Below are 17,297 nucleotides of genomic sequence, written 5' to 3' on the forward strand. Positions count from 1 at the left end.
TGGATGCTCCTGGGGTAATTCCTAGTAGGATTAAAAATCCAGAAGATGCGATTAAGTTGGCTATTTGTGAGGATATTGGCGATGCTGCTTATGATAATCAGCGAATTGTTGCTAGTTTGATTGATTTGTTGATGTCTTTAGAGGTTGATAGTAATGGTTTGTTTTCTGCTTCTTGTTTAGAGTCTCGTTATGGGTTAAAAGTTAATAATTATACAGGTGAAGGTTATTTACATGAGGTGGCAAATCAACTTTATCAAGGAGATGTTGAGCGTACTGCTAGACGTATTTTGGATGATTTTCGTAAGGGTTTATTAGGGCAAATATCTTTGGAGTTACCACCAAGGGCAAGTCAAAAGTCAAAAGTTAAAAGTTAAAAGCTACAGAGGCAATATGGGAAAAAGATTGAAAGCAAGCATTCAGCTAGCTCGCTGTCAGCTAGCCTCCTACGGAGGAACTGTGGCCTTCAGCAACAAGACCTTCTTCTTAAGGACAGTGTTTAAATTAACAACTGACTTTAAGAGCAAGGGAGGCAACTTTTGTAGTCAGACAATTAATAAAGCTTTTATCCTAAATTAAAAGTAATAGCTGATAGCTGATGGCTGACAGCTGAATGCTTACGATTGAAAAATACTCCAGTTTTTCCAATCTACACAATCATATTTTTACTCTAAAGAGGCTAAAATATTTACAGATAAAGGCTTTGAAAGTTAATCAGCAAGTCTTAGATAGGGCTTTAGCCCTACTAGAAACAATATTACCGGAAAATTGGGGTAGGTGCCTCCCCCTTTGAGGGGGACTTTTTAATGTATATATTAGTTGCAGATATGCTGAACTGTGTGCTACATTTTTATCGTAGCATTAAAAGATAAAACATTTCTATGCTCATCTATGAAATGAAGTTGCAAGGCACACAAGGCCAGTATAATCAGCTAGACTCAGCCATTAGGACTGGTCGATTTGTGCGCAATAGCATTATCCGAGCATGGATAGACAGAGAAGTTAAAAGTCGTAACGATGCCTACAAATACTGCACAAAACTAGCACACAATCCTAAATTTCCCTGGGCCAAGCAACTTAACTCCATGGCAAGACAAGCTCATGCTGAGAGAGCATGGGCAGCAATAGAAAGATTCTATCAAAACTGTAAAGCTAATGTTGCTGGTAAGAAGGGTTTTCCCAAGTTTAAAAAATACCAAATTAGAGACTCAGTAGAATACAAAACTAGCGGATGGAAACTATCAGAAGATAGACGCTATTTAACTTTTACTGATGGCTTCAAAGCAGGTACTTTTAAGCTTTGGGGTAGTCGAAACCTTCATTTCTATCAAATCAATCAAATCAAACGAGTCAGAGTTGTCAGAAGGTATGATGGCTACTATGCTCAATTCTCAATCGACCATACTAGAGAGGAGAAGAAAAATCTTACAGGAACTCAGTTAGGAATAGACTTAGGTTTAAATCATTTCTACACTGACTCAGCTGGTGAAAAAGTAGATAATCCGAGATTTTTGAGACAAGGTGAACGTAAAATCAAGAAACTACAACGTCGCCTTTCTCGTACTCAAAAGGGTAGTCAAAATAGGAGTAAAGCTAGGAATAGGTTAGGTAGAGCGCATCTAAAGGTTTCACGCAGACGTAACGACTGGGCAGTTAAATTAGCGCAGCGCGTCATACAATCTAACGATTTGGTAGCGATAGAAAACCTGAAAGTGCGTAACATGATGAAAAACCATAAGTTAGCGAAGTCCATAGCAGATGCAGCATGGTACAGGTTTAGAGAATGGTTGGAGTATTTTGGCAGAGTCTATGGTGTGCCTGTAGTAACAGTAGAACCTGCATATACTTCTGTAAATTGTTCAAGTTGCGGTGAGAAAGTTGTGAAGACCCTCAGCACTAGGACTCATCAATGTCCACACTGTGGTTATGTTGCCGACAGGGACGAGAATGCAGCTATCAATATACTCCAATCAGCATTAAGAGAATTAGCAACTACCCTGGGGCACAGGGAAAGTCACGCCTCTGGAGAGAACGACCTCTGCTTGGTTGAGGAAACTCAGGCAAGTAAGCCGACTCGAGGAAAGAGGAAAGTCCCGCAGTGATGTGGGAATCCACTCGCCTTTAGGCAGGGGAGGATGTCAATGCATAAAAGCTGCAAAAGGACAGCGACTTACTGGTGAATTAGAGACTTTTTGATTTTTTTTCAACGGCAAAAAGTTTTTGATAAAACCCATAAATTTCTGTTGTAAGGGATTAGAAGTTTGTGTTCCTCCAGATGATTTTTGTTGCTTTTCAGCAATAGCTTTACCACCGGATGTTAGACTATCTAAAAATTTTGTATTGTCATAATAGTGTTCTAATGAAAGAATCTTTAAATCCTCATCAACTTTGACAATACTTATTCCAATAACTTCAATTGTCTCTCCTGTGGAAACATAATCTTTATAATTTCCTCGAAAATGTCCCCAATGTCTCCATTTAACAACAATTGTTGGTGGTGGAGAGTAAACTTCTACGACTTCCCATAAAAAACCTTCGGGAAATGCTGTATGAAAGAGATTTGTGGAAGTCTCAAAACTTTCTTCTGAGGCTTTGTAATGTTGAGTATTACCTATCAATAATTTGTAAGTACCTGAGTTGATTAAATCTTGTAATTGATAATTAGTTCCACCGTTTGTACTCATACGGAATTTATCTTGAACTACAGTTAACCAGTCTTGAGGATTTGTTTTGAAATTTGCTTCAATATCGAATGTTCTTACTAAGTTTTGTACAATTGATTCAAGAGAGTTTTCTGGGTGGTTATATTTACTTTCTTTGGCTAGATTTTTAGTAGAAGTAGTGTAATTTGGTGCTGCTCCATTACGCCATTTTACATTCTGACTGGATTGTAATACTTTCTCTCTATCTTGAACCCATAATGGTAGATTATCGGTGTTAATTTGAGTCATTATGTACCTCGTTTCATTAATTGATAATGGATAATGGATAATGAATAATGAATAATTGATAATTACCTCTCATTAAAACTGTAACGGAATTGAATATAGGGATTTTTTTCAAATTGATAATGAAAAATATCACGAAAATCTCAATTATTGATTAATAAAAGCTATTTCTAATTATCAATTGTAAATTATCAATTTCGCTATTGGTAAAAAGAGGCAATAAAGCTGAATTGATTAATTATCAATTATCTATTGGTTAACTATTAGTTAATTGGTGTTGGTGAATGATTGTATTATTTTTAGTAGGGTCACGAATTGCCCGTACAGTAGTTAGTAGTTAATAGTCAGTAGTTAAAACAGTTTTTTTCCTGACTATTCATCTGATTCTGATAGAAATTTCATACCTGATTTCACCAAGACCAGTTAATACAGAAATAGATTGCCAAAATAATCATTAACTGGAAAATATTTTTAGTTGTCAGTAGCTAAAACAGTTTTTCCTGACTATTCATCTGATTCTGATAGAAATTTCATACTTTATGTCACTAATACCAGTTAATACAGAAATAGATTGGCAAAATAATCATTAACTGGAAAAAATTTTTAGTTGTCAGTAGTCAGTAGTCAGTGGTTAAAACAGTTTTTTTTCCTGACTATTCATCTGATTGTGATAGAAATTTCATACTTTATGTCACCAATACCAGTTAATACAGAAATAGATTGGCAAAATAATCATTAACTGGAAAAATTTTTAGTTGTCAGTAGTCAGTAGTCAGTGGTTAAAACAGTTTTTTTCCTGACTATTCATCTGATTCTGATAGAAATTTAATACCTGATTTCACCAATACCAGTTAATACAGAAATAGAAATAGATTGCCAAAATAGTCATTAACTGGAAAAAATTTTTAGTTGTCAGTAGTTAAAACAGTTTTTTTCCTGACTATTCATCTGATTCTGATAGAAATTTCATACTTTATGTCACCAATACCAGTTAATACAGAAATAGAAATAGATTGCCAAAATAACTATTAACTGGAAAAAATTTTTAGTTTTTAGTAGTTAATAGTCAGTAGTTAAAACAGTTTTTTCCTGACTATTCATCTGATTCTGATAGAAATTTAATACCTGATTTCACCAATACCAGTTAATACAGATAAAGTAGATTGCAAAAATAACTATTAACTGGAAAATTTGCATCTCTTTGTAATTCCATCTGTAAGTATGATTGCATCTGTTAATTATTAACACCAGGGAAGTTCGGGAAGTTATAAAAATTATTTGTATATTTCAGCATAAAATTTTATGAACCCTAACAATTTAATATTTTTGTGACAAAAGTTTGGTCATTTCAGTTAGCCTCTTTCAGAGGAACTTTCCTACGGAATGCTACGCAAACGTTAACAGTTATCAGTTATCAGTAGCTCTGGTTTTATACCATTTTGAAAAAAAGTATTACAAGTAATAAGCACTATTAAAAGGTTTTATATAAAATTTGTATTTGACAAATAAAGATGATTGAAAATACGAAAAATATATAAAACCTATTTATTTAGACTCCTTATTCTTGACCCATGACTTGCTATATTGGGAGGAATTAGGGGTTAATTAATTCCTAATAAGTACCCTAACTATTTGTAGTAAATACTTATCAGATTGGCATTAGTCGAAGGTTTAAAATACTGAATAGAATTTTTTTTTCACCCTGTTAAAAGGGAAGGCTTGAGACCTCGTTTTTTAGTCAATAAAAAATTCAATAAAAATATAAAACTTCCATAAAAATCCATAACTTCCAGATTGACGATCTTTATGATTAGGAAGAATAAGAGGTAAGTAATAGGTAATTCTACTATGGCTGGACGAAGCAGAGGTAAACGAGGAGTGATTCTGACAAATGAGGGATGGCATAAACTAAATAATGCTCAACAAATTCAAGAAAGTAAAGAAAATTCTGTCAAACCTTATACTATTGAAAATTTGAGTGAAATAACTAGACTCGATCCGACGACTATTTCTAAGGTTTTACGTCGAGAAGTTGGTGTTGATAAACGTACTTTAGAGCGGTTTTTTCGTGGTTTTGCTTTGGAGTTAAATCTTAGTGATTATACAAAATTAGATGTAGTAAATAATAAGGTTGAAAAACCAAGGGATAATAAACGAAATAATTATTTTTGTGATGAAGCTCCAGATGTTTCGATTTTTTATGGTCGTTCTGAAGAGTTAAATATACTCAAAGAATGGGTTGTAGATGATGGTTGTCGTTTGATTACATTAATTGGAATTGGTGGAATTGGGAAAACTACTTTATCCGCGAAAGTTACTCAAAATTTGAGTCAATATTTTGAGTGTTCAATTTGGTTTTCTTTACGGAATGCACCACCACTTTTAGAAATTATTACTAATTTATTACAGGTTTTATCTAATGGAGAAGAAACAGATTTAGGGAAAGATATTACTCTGATAATTAATAAGTTAATTGGATATCTGAAAAATCGACGTTGTTTATTAATTTTGGATAATGTTGATGCTATTTTTTCGGAGGGTAATTATGCTGGTAATTATCTGGCAGGATATGAGGGTTATGGTGATTTTTTTCAAAAAGTAGGGGAAACAAATCATCAAAGTTGTTTGCTAATTACTTCTAGAGAGAAGCCAAAGGAAATTGCTGCTATTGAAGGTAAAGAGTTACCTGTTCGTTCATTACAAATTAGCGGTTTGGGTATTTCAGAAATCAAGGAAATTTTTAAAGCTAAAGGAATTGTTGATGCTAGAGATTCAGATTTACAAGAGTTGATTAATAATTATGGTGGTAATCCTTTATATATTAAAGTTATCGCAACTACTATATTGGATTTATTCGATGGTAATGTTGATGATTTTCTGGCTCAAAGTACAACGGTATTTGGTGATATTTGTAATCTTATTAATCGACAATTTCAGCATTTATCACAATTAGAAAAATCTGTATTATATTGGTTGGCTATCAATAGAGATGCTGTGGCTATAACTGAATTAAAAGATGATTTATTGTTACCTAAGTTTGAACGTAAGAATGAATCAACTCTGGAATTAAGATCGATTAATCAATTTAGTTTACTAGAAATATTAGATTCATTACATCGTCGTTCCCTAATTGAAAAAACTAGAGATGATATTCACAATAGCTCGAAATTTTCTCTACAACCAGTAGTTATGGAATATGTAACTATAAATTTAATTGAAAGAATATCTCACGAAATTATCTGTGGTGAAATTTTACTATTTCAAAGTCATGCTTTGCTCAAAGCTACGGCATCGGATTATATTCAAGAAATACAAAAACGTCTAATTATTACACCAATTATTGAACGTTTAGAAATGACTTTAGGTAGTAAGGAGGAAATTGAGAGTTATTTGATGAAAATGCTCGATCGCTTCCGCAAAAAGTCTACATCTTTTACTGGATATGTTGGGGGAAATATTCTGAATATACTATCTAATTTATCTGTAAAAATCAGTGACAAAGATTTCTCCTATCTAAGTATTTGCCAAGGAAATTTACAGGGGATAACTTTAAACAATGTTAATTTTACGAATAGTAATTTTGCCAAAACAACTTTCACTGATACCTTTGGTATTATTTTTAGTCTGGCTTTTAGTCCGAGTGGAGAATTTTTAGTTACGGGAAGTATTGATGGTGAGGTTTGTTTGTGGAAATGGCAAGAAAATAGACAAATTTTTAAACATCAAGAACATACAACTATAGTTGATTCTATTACTTTTAGTCCCGATAGTCAAAAAATAGCTAGTTCTAGTAGAGATAGAAATATAAAAATCTGGGATGTTGCTACAGGAAAATGTATTTTTACTTTAAATTCACCGAACAATCAAATAGTCAAAAATATTGTTTTTAATTTCGATGGAAGTCAGTTATTTGGTTACTCAGAAAAACAAATAATATCTTGGAATTTCGAAACTGGTAATTCAAATATATTGATTGAATCAGAGAGTCGTATTTCTGCCTTAAGTCTTTCCTCTAAAACAGGTCTTTTAACTTTTGGTTGTGAAAATGGTGTGGTTTATTTGTGGGATATCAACACAAAAACAGTTACCAATAGTTTTAACACGAACAGTGGCGTAATTTTATCAGTCAAGATTATCGATAATAATCAGATTTTAGCTTCTAGTTTAGAAAATAAAACTGTAAAAATTTGGGATATACATAATTGTAAATGTTTAAATACATTCAAATCTCAGAGCTATCATATTTCCTTGATTGATATTAGTATTAATGGTGAAAATTTGGCGACTGGTAGTGGAGAAAAAATTGTTAAAGTATGGAATATTCAGACAGGTTTATTTTTACAAAGTTTAGAAGGACATCTTTCAGAAATTAACGCTATAACTTTTGGTAGTCAAAATATATTAGCCACCGCAAGTGTTGATAGAACAGTAAAAATCTGGGATATAACTACAGGTAAATGTCTGAAAACTTTACAGGGTCGTGCAGATTTTGTTCATTCAGTTGTATTTACTAATAAAAGTCAAATCATTGTTAGTGGCAGTCAACATACAATTAAATTTTGGGATGTAAATACTAATCAATTTCTATCTACTTTTTTGAACATAAAGATTGGCTTTCTTCATTAATTATTAGTCCTGATGAAAAATTTATAGCTTGTGCAAATGTTGGTAATAGAAATAATATTATCCGAGTTTGGCAGATAGATAACTTTACTAAAAATAATATTCAGGAAATTACTAATCATCAAATATCTCACAAAATATTACAAGGACATAATGATAGTATCTGGTCGATTGCTTTTAGCCCAGATAGTACAAAAATAGTTAGTGGTAGTAGCGACAGAACTGTAAAAATTTGGAGTTCTCAAACAGGAGAATGTTTAAAAACTTTCTACGGTCATTCTCGCCCGATACTTTCTGTTGCTTTTAGTCCTGATGGAAAAACAATTGCAAGTTGTGGCGGTCATTCAATTATTAAATTTTGGGATATAGTAACTGGGGAATGTCAGAGAACTATACAAGAAAAAGCTTCTTATATTATTAGATTTAATTTTAATGGCTTAATTTTAGTTAGTGGGCAAACTACTGGAATAGTTAAACTTTGGGATGTAGTTACTGGAGAATGTATTGAGACTTTAGGCAAATTTGGTAAACCAATTATTTCTATGGCTTGTAGTTATGATGGTAAATTTATTGCTTATGGTACTTACGATGGAATTGTAAATATTTGGGATGTTAAAAATAGTCAATTAATCGAAATATTACAAGAAAAATTTTCCTCAATTTGGTCTCTTGCTTTTAGTTCATATTCCAATTTTTTAGTTATAGGTAGAGATAGAGAAAATTTTCAAGTTTGGGATATTAATGCGGGTAAAATAGTTAATTATTTTCAGGGTGACAGACCTTATGAAAATATTGATATTTCAGGAGTAACAGGTTTGTCAAATTCAACTATTACTAATTTAAAAGAATTAGGAGCATATAATTTTCATTAATTGATAATGGATAATGGATAATTGATAATTACCTCTGGTTAAAACCTTTCTTGATTGAATATAAGGAATATTTTCTTTTCTCTTGGTCGATTGGATATGGCGAGGAGACCCGCTCTTATCAGAGCCGCTCCGCTTTTAGCGCAGCTTTGCGATAGCAAACGCCATCCCATCCTACGGAATGCTGCGCAAACGACCGCTTTTTTCCCTTTAAAAGGGGAGGCTTTAAACCTGAATTATTTAATTATTAATTATTAATTATTCAGTAAGCAAGTACGTAATTTATCCTGCGTGATTTAGCGGTTTTAGCAGTTTTAATAGATATGTATCAAGCTATAATTTTAATCTTTAGATATACTCAAAATATTAGCCATCAAAACTAATACAACTCACAATGAATCTTATTAAACTTTTACTCAGCTATTCCCCTAAAAATTTTGCTTTGGCAGTATTGTCAGGTATCCTTAGTGGTGCTAGTGCAACAGGTCTAATTATTTTAATCAACAACGCATTAAGTCAGAGCTATTCATCAACAACTACTCTGGCTTGGCTTTTTGTAAGTCTCTGTCTCCTTCGAGTTATTACCAATTTTGCCTCTAGATTTTTTTTCATCTCTCTTTTAGAAGATTCTACCTTCCATTTACAAATGGATTTAGTTCGTAAAATTTTAGCATCTCCCCTACGTCAATTAGAAGAAATAGGAGTACCTCGTCTTTTAGCTACTTTTACTGAAGATATTGAAAAGATCGCCGACACAACTTCTATTCTTCCTATTGTCTTGATTGACATTGCCATTTTATTCGGTTGTGGAATCTATGTTATTTGGCTATCTCCTACCGTATTTTTGATTGGTTTATGCCTTTTTATTTTAGGGTTATGTAGCTATTACTTATTAAAGAAAAAAGCCGAGTCCTGCTTTCAGTTAGCTCGAGAGCAGAAAGATAAACTAATTCGCCACTTCCATACCATAATTAAGGGTAATAAAGAACTCAAACTAAATTATCAACGATGTAAATTATTTCTGAAACAGTATTTTGAAACTACTGCTGTATCTTATAAAGATTATAATATTCGTGGTGAAAATATCTTTGCTGGTATGATTAGTTGGGGACAGATACTATTCTTTATTGTCATTGGTATCTTTCTATTTGCTCTGCCCAGATTAATTAGTATCAATTCTGCTATTATATCTCACTATACTCTAGTTTTTATTTATGTTATGGCCCCTCTAGAACATGTGATTGGCTATCTTCCTAGATTAAGTAAGACTATAGTTTCTCTAAAAAATATTGATGATTTAGAGTTATCCGAACCAGTTAATTCCCAGCAAGAACACTCTCCCAATTTATTAGAATCAGTGGTTTCTTGGCAATGTTTAAAATTCATCGGTGTCACCCATGAATATGATAGAAAACTTGAAGAAAAAAAACCTATTATTGGTCCGATTGACTTGACATTTTATCCAGGGGAACTGGTTTTTATTATTGGCGGTAATGGTAGTGGTAAATCTACCCTCGCTAAATTAATTACCGGACTTTACACTCCTAAAAGTGGGGAAATTTATCTAGATAATAATCTTATAGATTCTCAAAATAGAGAGTGGTATTGCCAACAATTTTCTGCTATTTTTTCTGATTTCCATCTATTTTATCCTTTATCGAGTATAGAAAAAAAATGTGACTTGGATAACAAAATAAACTTTTATTTAGAAAAACTACAATTAGACGACAAGGTTAAAGTAAAAAACGGTGTTCTATCTAATATGGATCTATCAACTGGACAGCGTAAACGCCTTGCTTTATTAGTTGCTTATCTCGAAGACAGACCAATATATTTATTCGATGAATGGGCTTCCGAGCAAGATTATAAATTTAAGAAAATTTTCTATACTGAACTGCTACCAGAATTAAAGAGGCGAGGCAAAACTATACTGGTAATTAGCCATGATGATCAATATTTCGCTCTAGCAGACCGAATTATCAAACTTGAAAAAGGAAAAGTTATTAATTAATCATATTTACCTTAAAAAAGACTAAAATTGTGACAGATGAATAAATATCTTTAAGCAGTTGAATCGAAACTATTATTTATAAAAGTTGGATGCTATCCAGCTTTTATAAAGGTTTCTTGAAGTTGACTTCATAACATTGCAAATGAGGATAGGAATATCGTCTCCGGAACGAAGATAAATTGTAATGGAGAAAAAATTAACACACACAAATAAATTATGAACAATTCAATTATCACATTAGTAGATGACCTACCCAATGGTGGGATTACAGTTTAAGAATTACGCCCTTAGGTGGTAGGTTTTAAAGAGTATTTGTCAAATAAAATTAGAATTTTTAAGTTGAATAAAAAGTCATGCGTAGGTACGAACAACCCCCATTAAATACACAGTATCACAATTTTTTTGAGGATTCAAGGGAAAATCTCCCTGCGCCGCCGATTTTTTTAGTGCTTAACACAATGACAACTCGGTTGATGATGGTGGCGATCGCGGTGTGATTTGATCTCAACGTTGGTTGAAGACCCGCGCTCTCCTCGTCGGGAGCGTCGTATGGGAAAAACAATCAATGTTGATATCTTACGCACAATGTGTTAAACTATGAAAAGTTAATCGGCTAACAGCAGATGGTTGAAAAGGCGTACAAATTCAGGTTCTATCCTACTCCAGAACAAGAAAGCTTGTTACGGAGGACTTTGGGCTGTGTTCGACTAATCTACAACAAAGCCTTAGCTGCTAGAACTCAAGCTTGGTATAAACTCCAAGAGCGAGTAGGATTTGCTCAGACTTCAGCTATGCTTACCTCCTGGAAAAAACAGGATGACCTAGATTTTCTAAAAGAAGTCAGCAGTGTTCCATTGCAGCAAGGTTTGAGACATTTGCAAACTGCTTTTCCTTCGGAATGCTGCGCAAACACGAACTTTTTTAGTGGACGCGCCAAATACCCCAACTTTAAGAAAAAACGCAATGGTGGTAGTGCAGAGTTTACAAAATCTGCTTTTAAGTGGAAAGATGGTCAAGTCTACCTAGCTAAGTGTCCAGAGCCATTGCCTATTAGGTGGAGTAGACAATTGCCTAAGGGTTGTGTGCCAACTACGATAACGGTTAAACTTGACCCTTGTGGTAGGTGGTCTGTATCTTTGAGAGTTAATGACACCAGAGATTTAACTCTCAAGCCAGTAACCAAACAAGTAGGTATTGACTTAGGAATCACTAGGCTATTAACTACCAGTGATGGAGAAAAGGTAGAGAACCCAAAGAATCTTCAGAAGCTACACAAAAAACTGAGATTAGCTCAAAAGTCCCTATCTAGAAAAACTAAGGGTTCTAATAACTATTACAAAGCCAGGCTGAAAGTAGCTAAGATACACGCCCGAATTAAAGATTCAAGACTTGACTACACCCATAAGCTGACCACTCAACTAATCAGAGAAAATCAAACTGTTGTGGTTGAGGATTTAGCAGTAAAAAATATGGTCAAAAACCATAAGTTAGCTAGGGCAATAAGTGATGCTAATTGGTCCGAGTTAGTCAGGCAATTAGATTATAAGGCTAAATGGTATGGACGGGAATTAATCAAAATTGATAGATATTTTCCCAGTTCTAAGCGTTGTTCTAATTGTGGTCATGTATTGGAGAAATTACCTCTAAATATTAGAGAGTGGGAATGCCCAGAATGTGCAGCTCACCATGATCGTGATCTTAACGCTGCAATAAATATTTTGCGGATGGGAACCCGCGTCGGCGTCAGACGCAAGGGAACGCCCACCAAGAAGGCTGCGGGACTCGCAGTGTCAGTCTGCGGAGCGACTGTAAGACCTGAAGAGATTACTCGGAGGGCGGGTGCTATGAGGCAGAAAGCCCCTAACAGCAATGCTAGGGAATCCCGCGCTGTCACGCAAGTGCAGCGTCGGGAGGATGTCAATGCTCAAAGTCTCTATGGCAGAAATCTTTTCTTTGGATGCTTCATGGAATAATTTTTTTCTAACCTTACTGTATTGTTGGCGATCGCTTTTGAGTCCTTATATATACTTAGCTTGTAAAATGCTGTTTTTGTGTTGAATAAATAGTCATGCATGGGTACGAAGAACTCCCATTAAATACACAGTATCACAATTTTTTTGAGGATGCAAGGGAAAATCTCCCTGCGCCGCCGATTTTTTCTAGTGCTTCACAGAATGATATTTTCCTTTACTTTATAAACTCTTGTAGGAATAGTAAAAGTAGAATTATTGTATTTGAACTACTTATCGGAAGATTTGCTCAATGCAAATAAGATAGAAATATCGTCTCCGGAACCAAGATAAATTGTAATGGAGAAAAAATTAACACAGACAAATAAATTATGAACAATTCAATTATCACATTAGTAGATGACCTACCCAATGGTGGGATTACAGTTTCAGCATTACGCGCTCTAGATTTCATCGTACCTGGAGAATGGAACAATTTAGTAGGTTTTAGAAATACTGTTCGTAAAGTAACTGGCGAAGAAGACTTAGAAAGGATTCAAAAAATCAGTGAGCGTGCTTTGTGGATATATAATGACGAATCTCAAGGTTATCAGGGCGCTATCTGGGCCTACCAAACCCTGGATAAAGCTGATGCTGCTATGGGTGCCGCAGCAATGGCCAACAAAATTGGTGAAAAAATCTCTTTCCTCAGTTTCCTGAATAAATTAACCCCATCAGCAGATAAAACTCAGGCAGTTGATTTAGCGATTAAGGTGGTGGGTGAGTTGGTTGCTTTCTGCAAATTAAATGGAATGCCAACTAGAGAAAGTTTAGGAGATTTTTCGGCAGCTTTGGCAGAAGAATATAGTGGACCTTCTTTGATGCGAATGGTTGCTTTGGTGTGTTTTGATGGGTTGATTCCTTTGGGACCTGATTTTGTCGATCGCGTGGGAGATATTATTGGGGGAATGAGTTCTGCTGGTTTGCAACAAAATCCTTTGTTTCAGAAGGTAAATAATTTGATTCCTGGTGATAGTACCCAGGGTAAGCTTGATTTTATTGGTAATAGTTTTGATTCGGTTAGGGGTTGGATGAGTAATTTAGTTTCATCGCAAGGATTAGACCCTCAAATGATTATCGATCATTTACAAGGTTTTGTTGACATTGCTGATGATAAGTTGGATTATTTGGCGGCTTTTCTTGATTTGACTACTAATTATTTTGAACATACTGGTACTCAAACTGTTGCTCGTCGTTTGATTTTGCAAGCGGCTGAGGAAGTTTGAACAATTAATAATTAATAATTAATAATTAATAATTAATAAATACATCTCCTTGAAAAGAAGAGGATTGATGCGGTAGGGAAAATTTTTTCTTCTCTTGGTCGATTGGATATGTGGTCTCATGGATATGACTCTGAGACCTCGTCATCCCTCGACCACTTTTTTTCTCCTTTAATTGTTGGCGATCGCTTTTGAGTCTCTATATATATGCTTAGTTGATAAAATGCTGTTTTGCTGTTGAATAAAAAGTCATGCGTAGGTACGAGCAACCCCCAATAATTACATACTACTATGATTTTTTTCCCGATGCAAGGTATTTTTCCTTCCATCGCCGACTTTTTTGTAGCTCCACAAAATGCAGATTTTCTAATTCTTGCATTTGTGGCAAAATTCTTGTCTGTCGTTAATTTTCTTCTTTGGTGCTTCACAGAATGAAATATATTTAAGCGATCGCGACAGCGGAACGGAGTTCTATCGCTTCTACTAGCTTACAAATCATCCGTACATCTGTGGCAAAATCTCTATCTTGCTTTTGCGTTGAATAAAAAGTCATGCGTAGGTACGAGCAACCCCCAATAATTACATACTACTATGATTTTTTTCCCGATGCAAGGGGATATTACTACGGTTTTGGTGCTTCACAGAATGAGTTATTGGTTTGTGATGGTAGCGATCGCTCTGTGAGTTTATTTATTAAAGTCTCTATGGGAGAAATCTTTTCTTTTGGTGCTTCACACAATGATTTTGGCTTCTGATGTGATTGTTGGCGTACGCTTTTGAGTCTCTATATATACTTAGTTTATTAAATGCTGTTTTTATGTTGAATAAAAAGTCATGCGTAGGTACGAGCTAACCCCAATAATTACATACTACTATGATTTTTTTAGGGATGCAAGGGGAATATCCTGCCGTTTTTTTTGGTGCTTCACAGAATGAATAATTGGTTTGTGATGGCAGCGATCGCTCTGTGAGTTTATTTATCAAAGTCTCTATGGGAGAAATCTTTTCTTTTGGTGCTTCACACAATGATTTTGGCTTCTGATGTGATTATCGGCGTACGCTTTTGAGTCTCTATATATACTTAGTTTATTAAATGCTGTTTTTATGTTGAATAAAAAGTCATGTGTAGGTACGAGCAACCCCCAATAATTACATACTACTATGATTTTTTTAGGGATGCAAGGGGAATATCCTGCCTATTTTTTTGGTGCTTCACAGAATGAGTGATTGGTTTGTGATGGTAGCGATCGCTCTGTGAGTTTATTTATCAAAGTCTCTATGGGAGAAATCTTTTCTTTTGGTGCTTCACACAATGATTTTGGCTTCTGATGTGATTGTTGGCGTACGCTTTTGAGTCTCTATATATACTACTCACTTGTAAAATGCTGTTTTTGCGTTGAATAAAAAGTCATGTGTAGGTACGAACGACCCCCAATGATTACATACTACCATGATTTTTTTAGGGATGCAAGGGGAATATCCTGCCGTTTTTTTTGGTGCTTCACAGAATGCAGAATCAGATTAATCATCTGTGCATCCGTGGCAAAATCCTTGTCTTGCCCTGACTTCTCCCACTCTAAAAAAAATTTTCCCGCTCCAGGAGAGGGAAAGAAAAAAGAAAAATAGACTAAAGGGGCAAAAGAGGAAAAGAGAAAAGGGCTACAGAGTTATCCCGCCTGAACACACAATACGAAAACCAATATAGTTGCCGAGGTCGTCGCGCCTAACGTCGTAGCTGCGATACGCGGAACGGCAGTAATAAGGATAGCTGATCCAGGAACCGCCCCGCAGCAGAGGATAAGAATCATTTCCATCTAACCAAACACTTCCATCTGTAGGTGCACCTTCATAGTTATCGTGCCAATCATCAGCACACCATTCCCAGACATTGCCGTGCATATCGTATAAACCAAAACTATTGGGTGGAAAAATTCCCACATCTGTTGTTTCTTGACGATATTTTCCTTCCGGTTCATCAGCATAAGTATAGTTGCCATTAAAGTTAGCTAACTCAGACGTTATAGTTTTGCCAAAATAAAATGGTGTGGAAGTTCTAGCTCGACAAGCATATTCCCACTGACTCTCAGTTGGTAAACTATATTTTTTACCTGTTATTTGCGAGAGTTTCTGACAAAATTTTGTGGCGTTGTTCCAACTTACTCTTTCTACAGGACGGTTTGTACCTTTAAACCTAGAAGGATTATTTTCATTTCTAGTTCTCATAATCACCTGCCAAAAATTCTTTTTTCCCATAACTGCTTGCCACTGTGCTTGAGTGACTAGATACTTTCCCATGAAAAATTCTGGTACATCTACATAATGTTGTGGACTTTCACTATCCCTTCTCTTTGCTTCTGTCTCTGGAGACCCCATGAGAAATCTACCTGCGGGAATTTTTACCATTTCTAGGGTGACTCCATTACCGAGGTTTTCTGTCATTACTTCTGCTTGATGTTGACGGCGACTGATTATTTCTCCTCTGGTATTTACTGTCACAGTCTTAAATTTTTGAATGGAAATATTTTTAGTAGAGGCAGATGCCAATATTGTTTTTGCTGGTTTTGTCATTGGTATGGGTGTGGGTTTTAGTATGGGTAGAGGTTGTTGTTGAGGAGAAGGAACTGCTAATACTGTTCCTTCTTGAAAATGGGCAAATAGTTTTGGTATTTGGTCTGAGTCTTTGCCTCGTTTGTATAGGGTTTCTGCTTCTGTTTCAAATAATCTTTGGGCAATAGCTAACACTCCTGGGTCTGAGCTTTTGGGTGATAGATGTTTGACTACACATTTTGGTTTGCCTGGTAAGTCTAAATCTTCAGCTAACGGGACTTACACAAAAAAGCAGCAAAAAATAGCCTCAAATATAGACAGCTAGAGGATTTTACGTGGAAAAGATATAATTCCTTTATTGGCAAGGGTTCTAGCAATTTTTAGGGTTTTGACGTAATTCCCTTGCCTAGACTGACTTTTCCTGGGTCATGCTGCGCAAACAAGCATTTTTCTGTTCTGAAAATGTGTAAGTCCCACTAAGTAGGTATCTCCGAATCCTCGACTTCCTAGAGTGTCTATTATTTTGTATCGTTGTCTCAGAATTTTTCCAGACTGTATCATTACTTTTCAGTTATCAGTTGTTCAGTTATTCAGTTATCAAATTTCTTTGTAAACTGCCTAGCTTTGTGTAATTTAAAGAAGTAGTTAGCGGTCAGTTTTCAGTATACTTTTTGTGGGACACCCTCGTTTATGTAACATTCTGTTAGGAGATAAGAAGCCGGGGATTTTTACCCAGAGCTTTAACTAAGTCAGAAGTTATTTTTGTAACGCATTTGAGCAAGCCTCCAAAAATATTTTGCCTTAAAAGGCGGGGTTGTGCGACCCAATTATTTTGATAAAAGCTGATAGCTAGTTAATTTTGCTGTTAAGTTAGGGAAATATTGTTTTTTTGGCCTAATTTATTTGAGTATATATGAGCGCACCTTTTCCATTATATTTATAATATCATGTCAAGTTTTTTTGTCAACCCCCCTTTTTTCAGTTATCAGTTATCAGTTATCAGTTATCAGTTATCAGATTTCTTTGTAAACTGCCTAGCTTTGTGTAATTTAAAGAAGCAGTCAGCGGTC

Annotated in this window: 12 protein-coding genes and 1 pseudogene; 10 read left to right on the forward strand and 3 right to left on the reverse strand. The window is 34.9% G+C overall.

The window, feature by feature from the left end; translation table 11 throughout:
- Positions 1 to 374 (forward strand): annotated as a pseudogene (locus SAGCYANO_RS26375) (ribosome biogenesis GTPase YlqF); the annotation flags it as partial.
- A gap of 504 nt (positions 375 to 878) precedes the next feature.
- On the forward strand, positions 879 to 2,099 hold the full coding sequence (locus SAGCYANO_RS26380) for an RNA-guided endonuclease TnpB family protein (RefSeq protein WP_202222798.1): 1,221 nt from the start codon (positions 879 to 881) through the stop codon (positions 2,097 to 2,099).
- A gap of 36 nt (positions 2,100 to 2,135) precedes the next feature.
- On the opposite strand, the gene SAGCYANO_RS26385 is transcribed toward SAGCYANO_RS26380, so the two are convergent.
- Complete coding sequence (locus SAGCYANO_RS26385; RefSeq protein ID WP_202222799.1) at positions 2,136 to 2,948, reverse strand: SnoaL-like polyketide cyclase; 813 nt, start codon at positions 2,946 to 2,948, stop codon at positions 2,136 to 2,138.
- A gap of 604 nt (positions 2,949 to 3,552) precedes the next feature.
- Here SAGCYANO_RS26385 and SAGCYANO_RS48075 point away from each other — a divergent pair.
- The 7 genes from SAGCYANO_RS48075 (at position 3,553) to SAGCYANO_RS26410 (ending at position 13,683) form a co-directional block, all read left to right on the forward strand.
- Positions 3,553 to 3,684, forward strand: coding sequence for a hypothetical protein (locus SAGCYANO_RS48075; protein WP_255502710.1), 132 nt, complete (start codon positions 3,553 to 3,555; stop codon positions 3,682 to 3,684).
- Between the two features lie 170 nt (positions 3,685 to 3,854).
- Positions 3,855 to 3,977 (forward strand): hypothetical protein, encoded by a 123-nt coding sequence (locus tag SAGCYANO_RS48080; protein ID WP_255502711.1) that lies wholly within the window; start codon positions 3,855 to 3,857, stop codon positions 3,975 to 3,977.
- Positions 3,978 to 4,793: 816 nt separating this feature from the next.
- Entirely contained in the window at positions 4,794 to 7,571 is a 2,778-nt protein-coding gene (locus tag SAGCYANO_RS26390; protein ID WP_202222800.1) for a WD40 repeat domain-containing protein, read from the forward strand.
- A 2-nt stretch (positions 7,572 to 7,573) separates the two neighbouring features.
- Positions 7,574 to 8,440: a WD40 repeat domain-containing protein gene (locus tag SAGCYANO_RS50690; protein WP_375340002.1), complete on the forward strand. Its 867-nt coding sequence runs from the start codon at positions 7,574 to 7,576 to the stop codon at positions 8,438 to 8,440.
- 391 nt (positions 8,441 to 8,831) lie between these two features.
- A complete protein-coding gene (locus tag SAGCYANO_RS26400) occupies positions 8,832 to 10,448 on the forward strand; it encodes a cyclic peptide export ABC transporter (protein WP_202222801.1) in 1,617 nt (538 codons plus the stop codon).
- Between the two features lie 623 nt (positions 10,449 to 11,071).
- Positions 11,072 to 12,421, forward strand: a complete 1,350-nt coding sequence (locus SAGCYANO_RS26405; RefSeq protein WP_237396709.1) for a transposase — start codon at positions 11,072 to 11,074, stop codon at positions 12,419 to 12,421.
- A 368-nt stretch (positions 12,422 to 12,789) separates the two neighbouring features.
- The gene (locus tag SAGCYANO_RS26410; protein ID WP_202222802.1) at positions 12,790 to 13,683 is read left to right on the forward strand and encodes a hypothetical protein; all 894 of its coding nucleotides are present in this window, start codon (positions 12,790 to 12,792) and stop codon (positions 13,681 to 13,683) included.
- Positions 13,684 to 13,799: 116 nt separating this feature from the next.
- On the opposite strand, the gene SAGCYANO_RS26415 is transcribed toward SAGCYANO_RS26410, so the two are convergent.
- Positions 13,800 to 14,108, reverse strand: a complete 309-nt coding sequence (locus SAGCYANO_RS26415; RefSeq protein WP_202222803.1) for a hypothetical protein — start codon at positions 14,106 to 14,108, stop codon at positions 13,800 to 13,802.
- A 123-nt stretch (positions 14,109 to 14,231) separates the two neighbouring features.
- Here SAGCYANO_RS26415 and SAGCYANO_RS26420 point away from each other — a divergent pair, with 123 nt between their 5' ends.
- Positions 14,232 to 14,435, forward strand: a complete 204-nt coding sequence (locus tag SAGCYANO_RS26420; protein ID WP_202222804.1) for a hypothetical protein — start codon at positions 14,232 to 14,234, stop codon at positions 14,433 to 14,435.
- Between the two features lie 904 nt (positions 14,436 to 15,339).
- Here SAGCYANO_RS26420 and SAGCYANO_RS26425 read toward each other — a convergent pair.
- On the reverse strand, positions 15,340 to 16,422 hold the full coding sequence (locus tag SAGCYANO_RS26425; protein WP_375339999.1) for a formylglycine-generating enzyme family protein: 1,083 nt from the start codon (positions 16,420 to 16,422) through the stop codon (positions 15,340 to 15,342).
- Positions 16,423 to 17,297: the final 875 nt, after the last annotated feature.

Origin of the sequence: Okeania sp. KiyG1 (genome assembly GCF_014132355.1) — a bacterium.
GTDB lineage: Bacteria > Cyanobacteriota > Cyanobacteriia > Cyanobacteriales > Microcoleaceae > Okeania.